15 protein-coding genes and 1 riboswitch are annotated in these 16,080 nt (G+C 65.1%); of the genes, 6 read left to right on the top strand and 9 right to left on the bottom strand.

Annotation, left to right across the window (positions count from 1 at the left end; all coding sequences use genetic code 11):
- Positions 1 to 2 precede the first annotated feature (2 nt).
- Positions 3 to 656 (bottom strand): glutathione S-transferase family protein, encoded by a 654-nt coding sequence (locus ACRWQA_RS02050; RefSeq protein ID WP_263582263.1) that lies wholly within the window; start codon positions 654 to 656, stop codon positions 3 to 5.
- Positions 657 to 771: 115 nt separating this feature from the next.
- Here ACRWQA_RS02050 and ACRWQA_RS02045 point away from each other — a divergent pair, with 115 nt between their 5' ends.
- The 3 genes from ACRWQA_RS02045 (at position 772) to ACRWQA_RS02035 (ending at position 2,253) form a co-directional block, all read left to right on the top strand.
- Positions 772 to 1,356, top strand: a complete 585-nt coding sequence (locus ACRWQA_RS02045; RefSeq protein WP_434231053.1) for a TetR/AcrR family transcriptional regulator — start codon at positions 772 to 774, stop codon at positions 1,354 to 1,356.
- 72 nt (positions 1,357 to 1,428) lie between these two features.
- Positions 1,429 to 1,779: a DUF6152 family protein gene (locus ACRWQA_RS02040; RefSeq protein WP_263582261.1), complete on the top strand. Its 351-nt coding sequence runs from the start codon at positions 1,429 to 1,431 to the stop codon at positions 1,777 to 1,779.
- A 9-nt stretch (positions 1,780 to 1,788) separates the two neighbouring features.
- Positions 1,789 to 2,253, top strand: coding sequence for a hypothetical protein (locus tag ACRWQA_RS02035; RefSeq protein WP_434231056.1), 465 nt, complete (start codon positions 1,789 to 1,791; stop codon positions 2,251 to 2,253).
- Between the two features lie 16 nt (positions 2,254 to 2,269).
- On the opposite strand, the gene ACRWQA_RS02030 is transcribed toward ACRWQA_RS02035, so the two are convergent.
- The 5 genes from ACRWQA_RS02030 to metK all read right to left on the bottom strand — a co-directional run bounded on the left by ACRWQA_RS02030 (position 2,270) and on the right by metK (position 9,104).
- On the bottom strand, positions 2,270 to 2,602 hold the full coding sequence (locus ACRWQA_RS02030) for a four-helix bundle copper-binding protein (RefSeq protein WP_263582259.1): 333 nt from the start codon (positions 2,600 to 2,602) through the stop codon (positions 2,270 to 2,272).
- 204 nt (positions 2,603 to 2,806) lie between these two features.
- Positions 2,807 to 5,077: an NADP-dependent malic enzyme gene (locus ACRWQA_RS02025; protein WP_434231058.1), complete on the bottom strand. Its 2,271-nt coding sequence runs from the start codon at positions 5,075 to 5,077 to the stop codon at positions 2,807 to 2,809.
- A 588-nt stretch (positions 5,078 to 5,665) separates the two neighbouring features.
- On the bottom strand, positions 5,666 to 7,075 hold the full coding sequence (gene ahcY / locus ACRWQA_RS02020) for an adenosylhomocysteinase (protein ID WP_434231060.1): 1,410 nt from the start codon (positions 7,073 to 7,075) through the stop codon (positions 5,666 to 5,668).
- A gap of 16 nt (positions 7,076 to 7,091) precedes the next feature.
- Positions 7,092 to 7,181: riboswitch (S-adenosyl-L-homocysteine riboswitch) on the bottom strand.
- A 156-nt stretch (positions 7,182 to 7,337) separates the two neighbouring features.
- Positions 7,338 to 7,730 carry a hypothetical protein gene (locus tag ACRWQA_RS02015; RefSeq protein WP_434231063.1) on the bottom strand — a complete coding sequence of 131 codons (393 nt, stop codon included), beginning with the start codon at positions 7,728 to 7,730 and terminating at the stop codon, positions 7,338 to 7,340.
- A gap of 153 nt (positions 7,731 to 7,883) precedes the next feature.
- Positions 7,884 to 9,104, bottom strand: coding sequence for a methionine adenosyltransferase (metK, locus tag ACRWQA_RS02010; RefSeq protein WP_263582255.1), 1,221 nt, complete (start codon positions 9,102 to 9,104; stop codon positions 7,884 to 7,886).
- A gap of 304 nt (positions 9,105 to 9,408) precedes the next feature.
- On the opposite strand from metK, the gene tkt reads away from it, so the two are divergent.
- The gene (tkt, locus tag ACRWQA_RS02005) at positions 9,409 to 11,400 is read left to right on the top strand and encodes a transketolase (protein WP_434231065.1); all 1,992 of its coding nucleotides are present in this window, start codon (positions 9,409 to 9,411) and stop codon (positions 11,398 to 11,400) included.
- Positions 11,401 to 11,482: 82 nt separating this feature from the next.
- Here tkt and ACRWQA_RS02000 read toward each other — a convergent pair whose 3' ends face one another.
- From ACRWQA_RS02000 to ACRWQA_RS01990, 3 genes are all read right to left on the bottom strand, one after another.
- Positions 11,483 to 12,535, bottom strand: a complete 1,053-nt coding sequence (locus ACRWQA_RS02000; protein ID WP_263582253.1) for a class I fructose-bisphosphate aldolase — start codon at positions 12,533 to 12,535, stop codon at positions 11,483 to 11,485.
- A gap of 142 nt (positions 12,536 to 12,677) precedes the next feature.
- Positions 12,678 to 13,067, bottom strand: a complete 390-nt coding sequence (locus ACRWQA_RS01995; RefSeq protein ID WP_434231068.1) for an Hsp20/alpha crystallin family protein — start codon at positions 13,065 to 13,067, stop codon at positions 12,678 to 12,680.
- A gap of 52 nt (positions 13,068 to 13,119) precedes the next feature.
- Entirely contained in the window at positions 13,120 to 13,575 is a 456-nt protein-coding gene (locus ACRWQA_RS01990; protein WP_263582251.1) for an Hsp20/alpha crystallin family protein, read from the bottom strand.
- Between the two features lie 246 nt (positions 13,576 to 13,821).
- Here ACRWQA_RS01990 and ACRWQA_RS01985 point away from each other — a divergent pair, with 246 nt between their 5' ends.
- Both ACRWQA_RS01985 and ACRWQA_RS01980 read left to right on the top strand, forming a co-directional pair.
- On the top strand, positions 13,822 to 14,862 hold the full coding sequence (locus ACRWQA_RS01985; RefSeq protein WP_263582250.1) for a type I glyceraldehyde-3-phosphate dehydrogenase: 1,041 nt from the start codon (positions 13,822 to 13,824) through the stop codon (positions 14,860 to 14,862).
- Positions 14,863 to 14,905: 43 nt separating this feature from the next.
- Positions 14,906 to 16,072 carry a phosphoglycerate kinase gene (locus ACRWQA_RS01980; protein ID WP_434231072.1) on the top strand — a complete coding sequence of 389 codons (1,167 nt, stop codon included), beginning with the start codon at positions 14,906 to 14,908 and terminating at the stop codon, positions 16,070 to 16,072.
- The last annotated feature ends 8 nt before the right edge of the window (positions 16,073 to 16,080 follow it).

The following is a 16,080-nucleotide window of genomic DNA, read 5'->3' as shown; positions in this document are numbered from 1 at the left end:
CGTCAGCCGATCCTGGGCGCAACCAGCACCCGCCGGCTCGACTCGCGCTGACGCAGCCGCTGCAGGTAGCGAGTCAGTGCCGGAAATTCGGCCAGCAGCGGCTTGCCCGCCGGCGTTCCCTCGAGGTAATCGAGCATGGGAGCCAGGATCGCATCGGCCATGCTGAATGACTCGCCAACCAGATACTCATGCCCCGCCAGCTGGTGTTCGAGCAGGCGCAGCATGCGTACCACCTCGGGTTTGGCCTGCTCGACCCGCTCCTTGCGTATGCTGCCTCCGTCTCCCTTGGGAAACACAAACTCCAGCAGGAAGCGGCGCACCACGGCCTGGTCGACATAGGTCGACAGCACCTGGCACCACTGGTCGACCTCGGCCCGCTGCCAGGGGTCGTGCGGCTGCAGGTCACGCCCGTCGAAGTTCGCATCGAGATAGCGACAGATGGGTGCCGTCTCGAACAGGCGGCGCTCGCCGTGCAACAGTACCGGCACCTTGGCGAAAGGATGCAGGGCGAGATGCTTCTCGCCGCCAAAGTCAATCGGCTCGCCCTCGAGTTCGAAGCCCAGGGTGTAGGGGATGCCCTTCTCCTCGCAGCACAGCTGTACGCTGCGCACGAAGTTACTGAATTGGGGCCCCAGGATATGCACGCTTGCGCTCATGTCGCTCTCCGCTCGGATGGGTAAACGTTACGCTCACCGTACCCTAGCGCTCGCCACCATATGTTCAAGAACATATAGTTTCATCGACCGACCCGCGCAGAAACTAGGAGACCCCATGCCCTGGAGCGAGGATCGCAAGCCACAGACTCGAGAGCGCATCCTGCAAGCCGCCGCGCGACTCTTTACCCGGCACGGCTTCGACGGCACCAGCATCGACACCATCATGCAGCAGGCGGGGCTGACCCGCGGCGCCTTCTATGCGCATTTCGACTCGAAGAGCGAACTCTATGCCATGGCGCTACGCTACGCCGCCCGGGAAGGGGTCGCCAGGATCGAGCTGAAGTCCGACCCGTGTGCCCGCATGGCGCTGTACCTCAGCGAAACCCACCTCCACAGCGAGGACCTGCTTTGTCCCCTAGCCTGCCTGGTCAGCGACGTTGCGCAGCAGGAAGAGCAGGTGCGTGAAACTTACACTCGCTTGCTGGAAGGTTTCATTGCTTTCTATGCGGGTCAGTCGGAGCCGGACAGCCCGGCACGGCGCCAGGCGCTGCAGCAAGCGGTGACGATGATCGGTGGCATGGCCATCGCCCGCACCCTCACCGACCCGGCCCTTGCCAACGAACTGCTAGAGGCATCCCGGGAGCTGGCTACCTCGCTGATGGCCGACCAAGAATCGCAGCCCGCCGCTCCTGAAACCTGACTCGGACAATTATCCTTGCAGCCGATACCGGCGGGGCTAGCCTGAAGTGAGGCAACTCTGAAGGAGGCTATCATGCTTCGTCAGGCAAAATGGCTGCTGGCCATCGTCATACTGCTGTTCCTCACCCCCGCCCAGGCCCACCATGGCTGGACCGGCGGCGAGACCATCGAGATCGAGGGCACCATCACCCAAGTCCGCCTGGGCAACCCCCATGGCGAAGTTCAGCTGGACGTGGAAGGCGAGACCTGGACGGTGGAGGTCGGCCAACCCTGGCGCAACGAACGCGCCGGGCTGGCCGAGGGTGACCTCGCCGAAGGCGTCGAGTTGCGCGTCTCCGGCGAACATGCCGGCGAGCGATTGCTGAAGGCCGAGCAACTGTGGATCGATGACGAGCACTTCGTGCTCTATCCCGGAAGGATCTGACCAAGCATCGTGGACGCTCTGCTGGCCTGGCTCGGCGAGACCGCCCTGGCGGAATGGATGCGCCTGTCGCGCTGGGGTTACGCCTCGGTCAATGCCCTGCACGTGCTGGGTATCGCCCTGCTGATCGGCGCCAGCGTGGCGCTCGACCTGCGCTTGCTGGGCTGGCGGCGGCAGGTGCCACTACAGGAACTGGGACGACTGCTGCAGCCGGTGGCGGCCGTGGGGCTGGGGCTGGCCATCATGGCGGGGGCGCTGCTATTTCTCGCCGATCCGGGCGGCTATGCCGACATGTCGCTGTTTCGCCTCAAGCTGGCGCTGATCGCACTGGCTATCGCCAACGCCCTGCTGCTCAACCTGGGGCCGGGGCTGGCAAGCGCCACGCCCCGGCGGTTGCTCGTGGCCGGCATTGTGTCGCTGCTGCTATGGCCGGCGGTGCTGTTGGCCGGGCGCTTTCTCGCCTTCGTCGACGCCTGACGGTTTCTCACCCTGCTCAGTGCGACGCCATGGCGATACATGCCTCGGCGCAGCGGTGGCACGCCTCGGCGCACTGCTGGCAGTGGTCGGCATCGTGCTTGGCGCACTCGTCGCCACACGCCTTGCAGACATCGGCACACAGGCGGCAGAGCTGGTTGGCGTACTCACTGTCCTGGGCCATGAACGAGGCCGCCAAACGGCAGATCTGCGCGCACTGCATATCCAGGCGGATGCATTCTGCCATCATCTTGACGTCGGCTTCCTGCAGGCAGGAAGTGGCGCAGCGGTCGCAGTAGGCAGCACAGACATGGCAGGCTTCGATACACGACTTGTAGTGACCAAAATCCATCTCGCTCACTCCTTTTGTCGGTCGGTTGGAACTCGAGGGAATCGCTTGCAATTCCTTCGAGTAGATGAAGGCTAGTCGACGTCAGATTGGCCCACAAGCGAACCGATGAAGGGCCCCGTCGGGCATACGCAAGACGCCGCCTGTAGACGGCGTCTGCTGCGTCTCCCTTGATCATGGGCTCGGACTTGTTGTTTACAATCGCTGTCAGCGATAGGTCTGTGCCTCGACCACGGCGAAGGCGCTCATGTTGGCGATACCCCGCGCGGTGACCGTGCGGTTGAGCACATGCACCGGCTTGGCGGCCCCCAGCAGGATGGGCCCCACGGACACGCCGTTGCCCAGCACCTTCAGGGCGGTAAAGGCGATGTTCGCCGAGTCCAGGTTGGGCATGATCAACAGGTTGGCCTCGCCTTCGAGCAGCGAGCCGGGCAGGATGCGACCGCGTACGCCCATGGAGAGCGCCGAGTCGGCCTGCATCTCGCCATCCACCACCAGATCCGGGGCGCGCTCCCGGATCAGCGCAAGCGCCTCTCGCATCTTCACGGCGCTGGCGAAGTCGGAGCTGCCGAAGTTGGAATGGGAGACCAGGGCGGCCCGGGGGGTGATGCCGAAACGGCGGACCTGCTCCGCGGCCAGCAGTGTGATCTCGGCGATCTGGCTGGCATCGGGGTCGTAGTTGACAAAGGGGTCGGCAATGAACAGCGTGGTCCGCTCGAGGATCAGCAGCTGCAGGGCGGCAGGCGTACTGACGCCTTCGCGCAGGCCGATGACGTCCAGCACCAGGTCCAGGTGCTCATGGTAGGTGCCTACCGGACCGGCGATCATGGCATCCACTTCGCCCCGGCGCAGCAGCAGCGAGGCCAGGATGGTAGACCGGCTGCGGACGCGTTTCTCGGCGGCTTCGGGATGGACGCCACGCCGCCCCATCAGCTGGTGGTACTCGCTGGCCAGCTCAGTGCAGTCGGGATAGTCCTGCGCGTCGATCAGCTCAAAATCGACGTCGGGCTTCACCGGCAGGCCCAATTCCTCAATGCGGGCCTCGATGACCGCACGGCGACCGATGAGTACGGGCTTGGCATAGCGCTGACTGACACAGACCTCCATGGCACGCAGGACGCGCTCGTCTTCACCTTCGGCATACAGCAGGCGCAGCGGGTTCTGTCGAGCCCGCTCGAACACCGGCTCCATCACGTTGCCCGAGCGGTAGACCAGGCGTGACAACGAGCGGGCATAGGCCTCCAGGTCCGCGATGGGCCGAGTGGCCACGCCACTCTCCATGGCGGCCTTGGCCACCGCCGGCGGGATGGTATCGATCAGGCGCGGGTCGAAGGGTTTGGGCAGGATGTATTCCGGGCCGAAGGTCAGCGCCTGCCCGCCATAGGCCACCGCCACCGTCTCCGGCACCGTGGTGGTCGCCATGTCGGCGATGGCCTTGACGGTGGCCAGTTTCATCTCCTCATTGATGGTGGTGGCGCCGCAATCCAGGGCGCCCCGGAAGATGAACGGAAAGCACAGGACGTTGTTGACCTGGTTGGGGTAGTCCGAGCGTCCGGTGGCGATCACCGCATCCGGGCGTACCGCCTTGGCCTCCTCCGGCATGATTTCCGGCGTGGGGTTGGCCATGGCCAGGATCAACGGGCGATCGGCCATGGTCGCCACCATTTCCGGCTTGAGAGCGCCCCCAGCCGAGAGACCCAAGAAGACATCGGCTCCGTTGACGGCATCGGCCAGGGTGCGGGCCTCGGTCCAGGCCGCGTAGCGCGCCTTGTAGGGATCCATGTCCTCGGTGCGTTCGGTGTGGACTACGCCTGTGCGGTCGCAGACCAGGATGTTCTCCTTACGCACCCCCAGGGAGACCGCCAGGTCCAGGCAGGCCAGGGCCGCCGCGCCCGCGCCGTTGCAGACCAGGCGGATGTCGCCGAGCTCCTTGCCCACCACCCGCAGACCGTTGAGCAGGGCTGCCCCCGAGACGATGGCGGTACCATGCTGGTCATCGTGGAAGACCGGGATCTTCATCCGCTCGCGCAGGCGCCGCTCGATCTCGAAGCACTCCGGTGCCTTGATGTCTTCCAGGTTGATGCCGCCGAAGGTGGCCTCCAGGCCGGCGATGATCTCGATCAGCTTGTCCGGGTCGCGCTCCTCGATCTCGATGTCGAACACATCCACGTCGGCGAACTTCTTGAACAGCACGGCCTTGCCTTCCATCACCGGCTTGGAGGCCAGGGCACCGATGGCACCCAGCCCCAGCACCGCCGTGCCGTTGCTGACCACCGCAACCAGATTGCCGCGGGCGGTGTACTCGGCCGCCATCAGGGGGTCACGTTCGATCTCCTCGCAGGCCGCAGCCACGCCGGGCGAATAGGCCAGCGACAGGTCCCGCTGGCTGGCCATGGGCTTGGTCGCCTGGATCGCCAGCTTGCCGGGGCGGGGAAATCGGTGATACTGCAAGGCGCTGTCGCGCAAATCGTCTGCCATGTGCTTCGCCTCTTCTCGCTTTCACTCATCGCGGCGATAGAGGTGTCGATGACCGCGTTGCCGATCGCCTTCCCGAACTGTTGCCAGGCCGGTTCCGCTGGCCACACCACAATTTCCTCTACGCCACACTCGGCTCGTCATGCTGTGACCATTGTCATTCTAGGAGCCACGCGTCTTATGGGGCGCAGTCAGCGTTCAGCAACCAATGCGCCTAAATGAATGAATGAAATGGCTTTCAAGCGCTTAGCAAATCGACATACGACTTTGGTCGCAGCGACAGCAGCCCGGATTTGACTGGAAGTGTGCACAATCGGCGAATTCGGCGTACGAATTTCCGCACAGCAACGGAAGCGACTGCCTTGTCTACGAATTAACCTCGCGGAAGGGACCGGCAGCGGTAGCACGCGCCCCCATGCGTCGTGCGCATTCCCGCACAGGCAGCTTGCGTGCCCCTTGTGCCCTCGGCCCTTGTGTTCCCCACCATAGCAACAGGCCCCGCACGGCGATGCCGGCGGGGCCTGTCATTGCGTGCCTGGCGAGTGCTTACAAACCGGCGGCCTGACGCAGCGCCGCGGCGCTGGCCCTCGCTCAGTAACGGTAGGCATCCGGCTTGTAGGGCCCCTCGACGGGCACGCCGGTGTACTTCGCCTGTTGCTCGGTCATGCGCGTGAGCACACCACCGAAGCCTTCGACCATGTAGCGGGCCACCTCCTCGTCGAGGTGCCGCGGCAAGACCGTGACCGCCAGGCCACCCTGCCTCTCGGCCGGCGGCAGGTCGGCGAAGCGCTGCTGATAGAGGTGAATCTGCGCCAGCACCTGGTTGGCGAAGGAGCCGTCCATGACCCGCGACGGGTGGCCGGTGGCATTGCCCAGGTTGACCAGGCGACCCTCGGAAAGCAGCAGCAGGTAGTCGCTGCTGGCAGGATCGAAGTTGCCCGGTGTGCTGTCGCGATAGACCTTGTGCACCTGTGGCTTGACCTCCTCCCAGTGCCAGTGGCGGCGCATGTAGGCGGTGTCGATCTCGTTGTCGAAGTGACCGATATTGCACACCACCGAGCCGGGCTTGAGCGCCTCGAGCATGGCGGCATCGCAGGCCTCGATGTTGCCGGTACAGGTCACCACCAGGTCGATGCGCGCGAGCAGCGCCCGGTCGACGCTTTCCTTGCCGCGGTTGAGGCCATCGAGGTAGGGCGATACTACCTCGTAGCCGTCCATGCAGGCCTGCATGGCGCAGATCGGGTCGATCTCGGCGACCTTGACGATCATGCCCTCCTGGCGCAGCGAAGCCGCCGACCCCTTGCCCACGTCGCCGTAGCCCACCACCAGCGCCTGCTTGCCTGCCAGCAAGTGGTCGAGGCCGCGCTTGATGGCGTCGTTGAGCGAGTGGCGACAGCCGTACTTGTTGTCGTTCTTCGACTTGGTCACGGCGTCGTTGACGTTGATCGCCGGCACCTTGAGCGTCCTGTCGCGCAGCATCTCCTGCAGGCGATGCACGCCGGTGGTGGTCTCCTCGGAGATGCCATGGACGGCGTCGAGCAGCTCCGGGCGCTTGTCGTGGAGCAGTGCGGTGAGGTCACCGCCGTCGTCGAGTACCATGTTGGGCGTCCAGCCGTCGGGGCCCTCAACGGTCTGCTCGATGCACCACCAGAACTCTTCTTCCGTCTCGCCCTTCCAGGCGAAAACGGGTATACCGGCGGCGGCGATGGCAGCGGCGGCGTGATCCTGGGTCGAGAAAATGTTGCACGACGACCAGCGCACCGAGGCGCCAAGATCGATCAGGGTCTCGATCAGCACCGCCGTCTGGATGGTCATGTGAATGCAGCCGGCGATGCGCGCGCCCGCGAGGGGCTGTTCGTCGCGGTACTTGGCGCGAATTTTCATCAGCGCCGGCATTTCGGTCTCGGCGATGCGGATCTCGCGCCGTCCCCAGTCGGCCAGGGATATATCGGCGACCTTGTAGTCCTGTGTGGCGGCATTGGCACTTGCCATGGCTGTCATCGTCATACTCCATTCCGGGGAATGGGCGCCGTTGCATCTGCGATGTCCCTGTCCGAGCCTCGCGCAACGAGTCATGGACTCTTGCACTGCAGCGCCCCTCGGACAGCAGCAACAGGAAGCGACTCGCTCGGAGTCGACCACTGAGAGTTCACTACAGCAGGCGCGTTTTTTCAATCGCCTGGTGGATCGGAAGCATGTGAGTGCCAACAAAAAGGGGAGGCGGCCTTGGCCGTCTCCCCGCACTGCTCGAAAACACTAGAGATTATGAATCACGGTTCTCGTCGGCCATCTCGTCGCCGGCCTCCTCGAGTTCGTCGGTCGCTTCCTCGACCTCCTCGGCGGTCGCGTCCCCGGCTTCCTCGGCTTCATCGGCCATGGCGTCCCCGGCCTCCTCGAGCTCTGCCCTGGCTTCTTCGGTCTCCTGGACAACTTCGTCGCCGGCCTGTTCGGCTTCGGCGGATGCAGCATCGCCGGCCTGCTCCAGGTCGTCTCCGGCCTCATCGAGTTCTTCGCTCACCTCGCCCGAGGCTTCCTGTTCGGTGACCGGCTCGTTGGTCGTGCCCACATCGGCGGGCTCGTCATCATCTCCACAGCCAGCCAGCAGAGCGCCAGAAAGGATGAGTGAAGCGATCAAGGCAATCTTTCGCTGTTCCATGCTGTTTTCTCCTGTTTCGTGCGATTGGCAGCCACTGTGCCTTTCCAGAGTAGCTGGATTGTGACTGACGCAACAATAGTCTCTATCGATCTCACTGCACCGACTCGCCAATGCGGTGACGAGACGGCGCCATGTGGGAGCGTGGGGCGTGGCTTACAGGCCGGCGCCCTGGCGCAGCGCCGCGGCGCGGTCAGTGCGCTCCCAGGGGAAGGCGGTGAAGGTCTCGGTATGCTCCTGGCCGCTGGTATCGGTCCAGCGGTAGCTGGCCTCGAAGGGATCACGGCCGAAGTGGCCGTAAGCCGCGGTGAGCCGATACATCGGATGGAGCAGGTCGAGCATGCGGGTAATGGCGAAAGGCCGCAGGTCGAAGTGTTCGCGCACCAGTTCGATGATGCGCGACTCGTCCACCTTGCCGGTACCGAAGGTATTGATCGCCACCGAGGTGGGCTCGGCCACGCCGATGGCATACGACACCTGGATCTCGCACTTGTCGGCGAGCCCCGCGGCAACCACGTTCTTGGCCACATAGCGCCCGGCGTAGGCGGCGCTGCGGTCGACCTTGGAGGGATCCTTGCCGGAGAAAGCGCCGCCGCCGTGGCGCGCCATGCCGCCGTAGGTGTCGACGATGATCTTGCGCCCGGTGAGGCCGCAGTCGCCCACTGGTCCGCCGATGACGAATTTTCCGGTGGGGTTGATGTGAAACTTGGTCGACTCCGAGAGCCACTCGGCGGGAATCACCTCCTCGATGATCTCGCGCCTGACCATGCGCCTCAGCTCTTCCTGGTCGATCTCCGGGGCGTGCTGGGTCGACAGCACCACCGCCTCGACGCCGCAGGGCATGCCCGCCGCATCGTAGCGGAAGGTAATCTGGCTCTTGGCATCCGGGCGCAGCCACGGCAGCAGGCCATGCTTGCGCAGCTCGGCCTGGCGCTCGACCAGGCGGTGGGCATAGTGGATCGGCGCCGGCATGAACGACTCCGTCTCGTTCGTGGCATAACCAAACATCAGGCCCTGGTCGCCCGCGCCCTGATCTTCCGGCTTGCTGCGGTCGACGCCCTGGGCGATGTCCACGCTCTGCTTGCCGATCAGGTTGAGCACGCCGCAGGTTTCGCCGTCGAACCCCACCTCGGAGGAGGTGTAGCCGATGTCGATGATCACCTGGCGCACCAGCTCCTCCAGGTCGACCCAGGCAGAGGTGGTGATCTCGCCGGCGACGATGGCCACGCCGGTCTTGACCAGCGTCTCGCAGGCCACCCGGGCGTGCTTGTCACGGGCGATGATGGCGTCCAGCACCGCGTCGGAGATCTGGTCGGCAATCTTGTCCGGATGCCCCTCGGACACGGATTCGGAGGTGAACAGGGAGTATTCGCTCATGCGGTCGACCCTTCTGTGTATCGGCAAAGCGCAGCGGCACCGTCGAATCGGAATGACGGCTCTCGAGCCTGCGTGGCGCCCAGCTTCCTGCCCGACGGGCACGCAGCAGCATGGAGCCCAAGTTTACATGGTGCCACTCATGGTGACACCCGTCATTTGATGCCCGGCGGCAAGTCGGCGACAATAGGCGGCCGAATTCGACCGCGCCGTACCTTCCTGCGGCGCCCAGCCAGAACGCTACCGGCAGGCCCGGCAGGCCGCCGTTGACTTGCCCCATTCTGCCGCAGGCGAGGAGCTTACCCAAATGCCGTCCCGTTTCGAACTGGCCAATGCCATTCGCGCCCTGTCCATGGATGCCGTACAGAAGGCCAAGTCCGGCCACCCCGGCGCTCCGATGGGCATGGCCGACATCGCCGAAGTGCTGTGGAACGACTACCTCAAGCACAACCCCAACGACCCGAAATGGCCCGACCGCGACCGCTTCGTGCTGTCCAACGGCCACGGCTCGATGCTGCTCTACTCCCTGCTGCACCTGACCGGCTACGAACTCGAACTCGAGCAGCTGCGCAACTTCCGACAGCTGCACTCCAAGACCGCCGGTCATCCCGAGTTCGGCTACGCCCCGGGCGTGGAAACCACCACCGGCCCGCTGGGCCAGGGCCTGGCCAACGCCGTGGGCATGGCCATCGCCGAGAAGACCCTGGCGGCGCAGTTCAACCGCCCCGGCCACACCATCGTCGACCACCACACCTACTGCTTCGTCGGTGACGGCTGCATGATGGAGGGTATCTCACACGAAGTGTCTTCGCTGGCCGGCACCCTGGGGCTCGGCAAGCTCACGGTGTTCTACGACGACAACGGCATCTCCATCGACGGCGAGGTCGAGGGCTGGTTCACCGACGACACCGCCAAGCGCTTCGAGGCCTACGGCTGGCATGTGGTGCCCAACGTCGACGGCCACGACCCCGAGCAGATCAAGGCTGCCATCGAACTGGCACGCAGTCACGAGGAGAAGCCGAGCCTGATCATCTGCAAGACCGTGATCGGCTTCGGCGCCCCCAACAAGCAGGGCAAAGAGGAGTGCCACGGCGCCCCGCTGGGCGAGGAAGAGGTGGCCGCCGCGCGCAAGCAGCTCGACTGGCCGCACGCGCCTTTCCACGTGCCCGAGCCTGTCTATCAGGGCTGGGATGCACGCCAGCGCGGCAAGTCGCAACAGGATGACTGGCAGACGCGCTTCGCCCGCTACCGTGACGAGCATCCGGAACTCGCCCGCGAGTTCAACCGCCGGGTGCAGTGCCAACTGCCGGCGGAGATCACCAGCGAGGCCTTCATCGAGAAGAGCCAGCAGAAGGGCGAGACCATCGCCACGCGCAAGGCGTCGCTGCAGTGTCTCAACGAGCTCGGCCCGCAGTTGCCCGAGCTGCTCGGCGGCAGCGCCGACCTGGCCCCCTCCAACCTGACATTCTGGAGCGGCGCCAAGCCGATCTCGCGGGAGAACCCGGGCGGCAACTACCTGCACTACGGCGTGCGCGAGTTCGGCATGGGCGCGATCATGAACGGCATCGTGCTGCATGGGGGCTTCATTCCCTATGGTGCCACCTTCCTGATCTTCATGGAGTACATGCGCAACTCGGTGCGCATGGCGGCGCTGATGGGCAAGCGCGCCATCTACGTTTTCACCCACGACTCCATCGGCCTGGGCGAGGACGGCCCCACCCACCAGCCGATCGAACAGCTGACCAACCTGCGCAGCACGCCCAACCTGTGCACCTGGCGCCCCTGCGACGCGGTCGAGACCGCCGCTGCCTGGGACGCCGCGATCAAGCGCAACTCCGGCCCCACGGCGCTGGTGCTGTCGCGCCAGAATCTGCCGCATCAGGAGCGCAACAAGCAGCAGCTGGCCGAAATCCAGCGTGGCGCTTACGTACTCAAGGAGTGCGAAGGCACGCCCGAGCTGATCCTGATCGCCACCGGCTCCGAAGTCGCGCTGGCGATGGACGCCGCCGCCGAGCTGGAGGGCCAGGGCCGCGCGGTACGCGTGGTCTCGATGCCTTCGGCCTACCGCTTCGACGGCCAGGACGCCGAGTACCGCGAGAGCGTGCTGCCAAGAGCGGTGACCAAGCGCCTCGCCGTCGAGGCCGGCCACGCCGACTACTGGTACAAGTACGTCGGCCTCGACGGCCGCGTAATCGGCATGACCACCTTCGGTGAGTCCGCGCCGGCGGGCGATCTGTTCAAGCACTTCGGCTTCACCGTCGAGAACGTGGTCGCCCAGGCCCAGGAGCTGCTCGGCTGATAGTCGGGTGCGGTTTGCCGCAACATGAAAGGGCACGACCTTGCGGTCGTGCCCTTCTGCTTTCTACGCCGCCGAGGCGGTATCAGGCCACCGTCACGCTCTTGTCCAGATACACGTCCTGGATGGCGTGAAGCAGCTCGACACCTTCGCTCATGGGCTTCTGGAACGCCTTGCGTCCTGAGATCAGGCCCATGCCGCCGGCGCGCTTGTTGATCACCGCGGTACGCACCGCCTCGCCCATGTCCGAGTGGCCCTTGGAGCCGCCGCCGGAATTGATCAGTCCGGCACGGCCCATGTAACAGCAGGCCACCTGGTAGCGGGCCAGGTCAATGGGGTGATCGGAGGTCAGCTCGCTGTAGACCTTGGCATGGGTGTGGCCGAAGCCGATGTCCTGATAGCCACCGTTGGTCTCGGGCAGCTTCTGCTTGACGATGTCGGCCTTGAGCGTCGAAGCCAGGTGGTTGGCCTGGCCGGTGAGGTCGGCCGCCACGTGGTAGTCCTTGCCCTCGTGCTTGAAGGCGGGGTTGCGCAGGTAGGCCCACAGCACCGTGGCCATGCCGAGCTGGTGGGCGCGCTCGAAGGCCTCGCTGATCTCCATGATCTGGCGGCGGCTCTCGGGGGAACCGAAGTAGATGGTCGCGCCGACCGCCACGCAGCCCATATCGTGGGCCTGCTCCACTTCGGCGAACAGGGTCTGGTCGTACATCGCCGGGTAGCTCAGCGTCTCGTTGTGATTGAGCTTGAGCATCATCGGAATGCGGTGGGCATAGCGCCGCGCCACCGACGCCAGCACGCCCAGGGTGGAGGCCACGCCGTTGCAGCCGCCCTCGAGGGCCAGCTCGACGATGTTGGCCGGGTCGAAATAGCGCGGGTTGGGTGCAAAGGAGGCGCCGGCGGAGTGCTCGATGCCCTGGTCCACCGGTAGCAGGCTCAGGTAGCCGGTACCGGCCAGGCGACCGTGGTTGAACATCGCCTGCAGGCTGCGCATCACCGCCGGGCTGCGGTCGCTGTCGGCCACCACCCGGCTGACGAAGTCCGGCCCCGGCAAATGCAACTGTTCGCGGGGAAAGCCACGGCAACGGTGATCGAGCAGATACTCGGCATCGTCACCCAGTAGTTGGGGTATGTCGGTCATGTCTTCCTCTCCATGGTGTCGTGAATCGCTATTCCCAGCGTAGTGAAAACCGTACCGAGCGTTTGCCCTGCATGCAAATGGAAGCGCCCTTCACAGGGAAAGGGCGCTTCAAGGAGAATACTCTCCACGAATCGGCATCGTGTTAAGCGGCCTGGATTTCGATCCGCCGGCTCCTATGCCGCTCCTTCTTGGGCAGCCGCAGCCGAAGAACTCCCTTCTCCAGTCGCGCCTCGATGGCGGCGGTATCGATCTCGTGGCTGAGCGTAAAGCGCCGTGCGTATCGCTGAGCCTGGGCTTCCGCATAGGTCGCAGTGATGCCCTCGGGCATGTCGATACGAATCTCACCCTCGATGCTCAGCAGGTTGCCATCGACTTCGACGCTCAAGCCATCCCGCGCGACGCCGGGCATGTCGGCGACCACGACCAGGGCATTGTCCTCCTCGTAGATGTCCACAGGAGGCCGCATCGCCGAGCTGAGCCTTTCACGTGCGGGTGTGCCGGCCTGCGGTTCATGACGTGCAACTTCGTTCATCTCCATCACCTCCTGACGTGCTGATTGGCTCTCCTGTTTCCCACCATTCGACTCAGCCCGTCTGCACCTCGATGCGACGCGGCTTGAGTTCTTCACGCTTGGGCAGGTGGATCTCGAACACGCCGTCGTGGCAACGTGCCTCGGCACGCTCGACGTCGATGCCCTCCGGCAGACCGATGGAGCGCACGAACTCGCCATCGAAGCGCTCGCGACGGAAGCTGGGTCGCTCGCTGTCGTCGTCGCGTGGCAGGGCGTCACGCCGCCCCCGCAGGGTCAACACGTTGTCCTGCACGCTGATGTCCAGGTCCTCGTGGGAAAGGCCGGCTGCGAGGACGTAGACACGGACGGCGTCATCGGTGCGCCCGACGTTGATCATCGGGAAGCTGCCGCGCGGTACCGAGCGGATGTCCGCCGCACCCTCCTCGGAAAAGACCTCGTCGAGCCACTGGCGAAACCAGTCCGCCCCCGGTGTAACGCCGGTATCGAAACGCCTGAGATCTCCGAACATATCGAACACCTCCTACGTTATTCAGGCTTTTGGATATTGCGGGTCAACCCGAACCCCGGCACCGAAGGAACAGAGACACACCGGTGCCGTATTGCTTCTTATAGGGTCGCCGCGATTTTTTTCAAGACTCGCTGGGAGTAGGCTTTTGCACTCTGCCCGACACAAGCTCGCCCTCAGGCTCACGTGGGCAACTGCAGCGAAAATGCGCTAGAATCGCCGCTTTCCGCCGGTAAGAGAGCCCGCTTCATGGCCCAGCGCATCGCCATCAACGGTTACGGTCGTATCGGCCAGTGCGTGCTGCGCGCGCTGCTGGAGCGCCAGTCGAACCGACCCGGCGAGCCGACGCTCGAGGTGGTGGCGATCAATGAGCTCTCCGACCTGGCCACCATCGCCTACCTGACCCGCTACGACACCACCCATGGCCGTTTTCCGGGGCAGGTGGAGACGGCCGAGGGCCGGATGATCGTCGACGGCACGCCCATCGCGATCCTGACCGAGCCGGAGCCCAAGCAACTGCCTTGGGGCGAACTCGGCATCGACCTGGTGCTGGAGTGCTCGGGCAGTTTCAAGGATCGTGCCACCGCCGAGCGTCATCTCGAAGCCGGCGCCGGCCGCCTGCTGTTCTCCCAGCCCGCCGAAAGCGACGTCGACGCCACCATTGTCTGCGGCATCAACGACGGCGAGCTTTCCGCCGGGCATCGCATCGTCTCGGCGGCGTCGTGCACCACCAACTGCCTGGTACCGGTACTCACCGTGCTCGACGAGGCGCTCGGCATCGAGCACGGCGTGACCACCACGGTGCATTCGGCGATGAACGACCAACCAGTGATCGACGCCTACCACCAGACCGACCTGCGCCTGACGCGTTCGGCGATGCACTCCATCGTGCCCGTCGACACCAGCCTGGCACGTGGTATCAACCGCCTGATGCCCCACCTGGCCGGGCGCTTCGAATGCCTGCACATGCGCGTACCGACGATCAATGTCTCGGCCATGGACCTGTCGATCTGCGTGCGCCGCGACACTACGGCCACCGAGGTCAACGCCCTGCTGCGCGACGCCAGCGCCGGCCGCCTGGCCGGGCTGCTCGGCTACACCGAAGAACCCATGGCCTCGGTCGACTTCAACCACGACCCCCGCTCGGGTATCGTTGACGCCACTCAGACCCGGGTGGCAGGCAAGCGCCTGATCAAGCTGCTGTGCTGGTTCGACAACGAGTGGGGCTTCGCCAACCGCATGCTCGACGTCGCCCAGCGCATGGCGGCGCTTCCCGCGGTGCCCCGATGATCCCCGGCTTCGGTTTCCCTCACACAAGGAAGGAAGACGCCCGATGAACGTGCTCAAGATGACCGACCTCGACCTGCACGGTAAGCGTGTGCTGATCCGCGAGGACCTGAATGTACCCGTCAAGCACGGCAAGGTGACCAGCGACGCCCGCCTGCGTGCCAGCCTGCCGACCATCAAGGCCGCCACGGAAGCCGGCGCCAAGGTGATGCTGATGAGCCACCTGGGACGCCCCACCGAAGGCGAGCCGGCCGAGGAGTTCTCGCTGGCGCCGGTGGCCGAACGCCTCGGCGAGCTGCTCGGCCGACCGGTGCGCCTGGTCGAGGATTACCTCGATACCGCCCAGGACCTGGCCGACGGCGAGGTGGTACTGCTCGAGAACGTACGCTTCAACGTTGGTGAAAAGAAGGATGACGAGACTCTCTCGCAGCAGTATGCCGCGCTGTGCGACATCTACGTGATGGACGCCTTCGGCACCGCCCACCGCGCCCAGGCCTCGACCCACGGCGTGGCCCGTTTCGCCCCCCAAGCCTGCGCCGGCCCGCTGCTGGCCGCCGAACTCGATGCCCTGGAGCAGGCCCTCGCCACCCCCAGGCGACCCATGGTCGCCATCGTCGGTGGATCCAAGGTCTCGACCAAGCTCGAGGTGCTCAATGCGCTTTCCGAGAAGTGCGATCAACTGATCGTCGGCGGCGGCATCGCCAACACCTTCATCGCCGCGGCGGGCCACAATGTCGGCAAGTCGCTGTATGAAGCCGACCTGGTCGAGCAGGCCAAGGCGCTGATGGCCAAGGTCGAGATCCCGCTGCCCACCGACGTGGTGGTGGCTACCGAGTTCTCCGACTCGGCCGAGGCGGTGGTCAAACCGGTCGACCAGGTAGGCGACGACGAGATGATCCTCGACATCGGCCCCGATACCGCCGGGCGGCTCGCCGGCCTGCTCAAGGACGCCGGCACCATCCTGTGGAACGGCCCGGTAGGCGTGTTCGAGATCGACCAGTTCGGCAAGGGCACCGAGGCACTGTCGCAGGCCATCGCCGAAAGCAACGGCTTCTCCATCGCTGGCGGCGGCGACACCCTGGCCGCCATCGACAAGTACGGGATCGAGGAGCAGGTCTCCTACATCTCCACCGGCGGCGGCGCCTTCCTCGAGTACGTCGAGGGCAAGACCCTGCCCGCCGTGAAAGCGCTGGAAGATGCCGCCGCACGCTGACCCAACCC

It is taken from the genome of Billgrantia sp. C5P2 (assembly GCF_051062895.2).
The sequence above is the reverse complement of the archived record's forward strand: the minus strand, read 5'-3'. Positions and strand labels throughout refer to the sequence as shown.

What these genes read in the sequence shown, in the direction of transcription:
- ACRWQA_RS02050 (WP_263582263.1), bottom strand. Translation starts at nt 656, where the DNA reads ATGAGCGCAAGCGTGCATATCCTGGGGCCCCAATTCAGTAACTTCGTG.
- ACRWQA_RS02045 (WP_434231053.1), top strand. Translation starts at nt 772, where the DNA reads ATGCCCTGGAGCGAGGATCGCAAGCCACAGACTCGAGAGCGCATCCTG.
- ACRWQA_RS02040 (WP_263582261.1), top strand. Translation starts at nt 1,429, where the DNA reads ATGCTTCGTCAGGCAAAATGGCTGCTGGCCATCGTCATACTGCTGTTC.
- ACRWQA_RS02030 (WP_263582259.1), bottom strand. Translation starts at nt 2,602, where the DNA reads ATGGATTTTGGTCACTACAAGTCGTGTATCGAAGCCTGCCATGTCTGT.
- ACRWQA_RS02025 (WP_434231058.1), bottom strand. Translation starts at nt 5,077, where the DNA reads ATGGCAGACGATTTGCGCGACAGCGCCTTGCAGTATCACCGATTTCCC.
- ahcY (WP_434231060.1), bottom strand. Translation starts at nt 7,075, where the DNA reads ATGACAGCCATGGCAAGTGCCAATGCCGCCACACAGGACTACAAGGTC.
- ACRWQA_RS02015 (WP_434231063.1), bottom strand. Translation starts at nt 7,730, where the DNA reads ATGGAACAGCGAAAGATTGCCTTGATCGCTTCACTCATCCTTTCTGGC.
- metK (WP_263582255.1), bottom strand. Translation starts at nt 9,104, where the DNA reads ATGAGCGAATACTCCCTGTTCACCTCCGAATCCGTGTCCGAGGGGCAT.
- tkt (WP_434231065.1), top strand. Translation starts at nt 9,409, where the DNA reads ATGCCGTCCCGTTTCGAACTGGCCAATGCCATTCGCGCCCTGTCCATG.
- ACRWQA_RS02000 (WP_263582253.1), bottom strand. Translation starts at nt 12,535, where the DNA reads ATGACCGACATACCCCAACTACTGGGTGACGATGCCGAGTATCTGCTC.
- ACRWQA_RS01995 (WP_434231068.1), bottom strand. Translation starts at nt 13,067, where the DNA reads ATGAACGAAGTTGCACGTCATGAACCGCAGGCCGGCACACCCGCACGT.
- ACRWQA_RS01990 (WP_263582251.1), bottom strand. Translation starts at nt 13,575, where the DNA reads ATGTTCGGAGATCTCAGGCGTTTCGATACCGGCGTTACACCGGGGGCG.
- ACRWQA_RS01985 (WP_263582250.1), top strand. Translation starts at nt 13,822, where the DNA reads ATGGCCCAGCGCATCGCCATCAACGGTTACGGTCGTATCGGCCAGTGC.
- ACRWQA_RS01980 (WP_434231072.1), top strand. Translation starts at nt 14,906, where the DNA reads ATGAACGTGCTCAAGATGACCGACCTCGACCTGCACGGTAAGCGTGTG.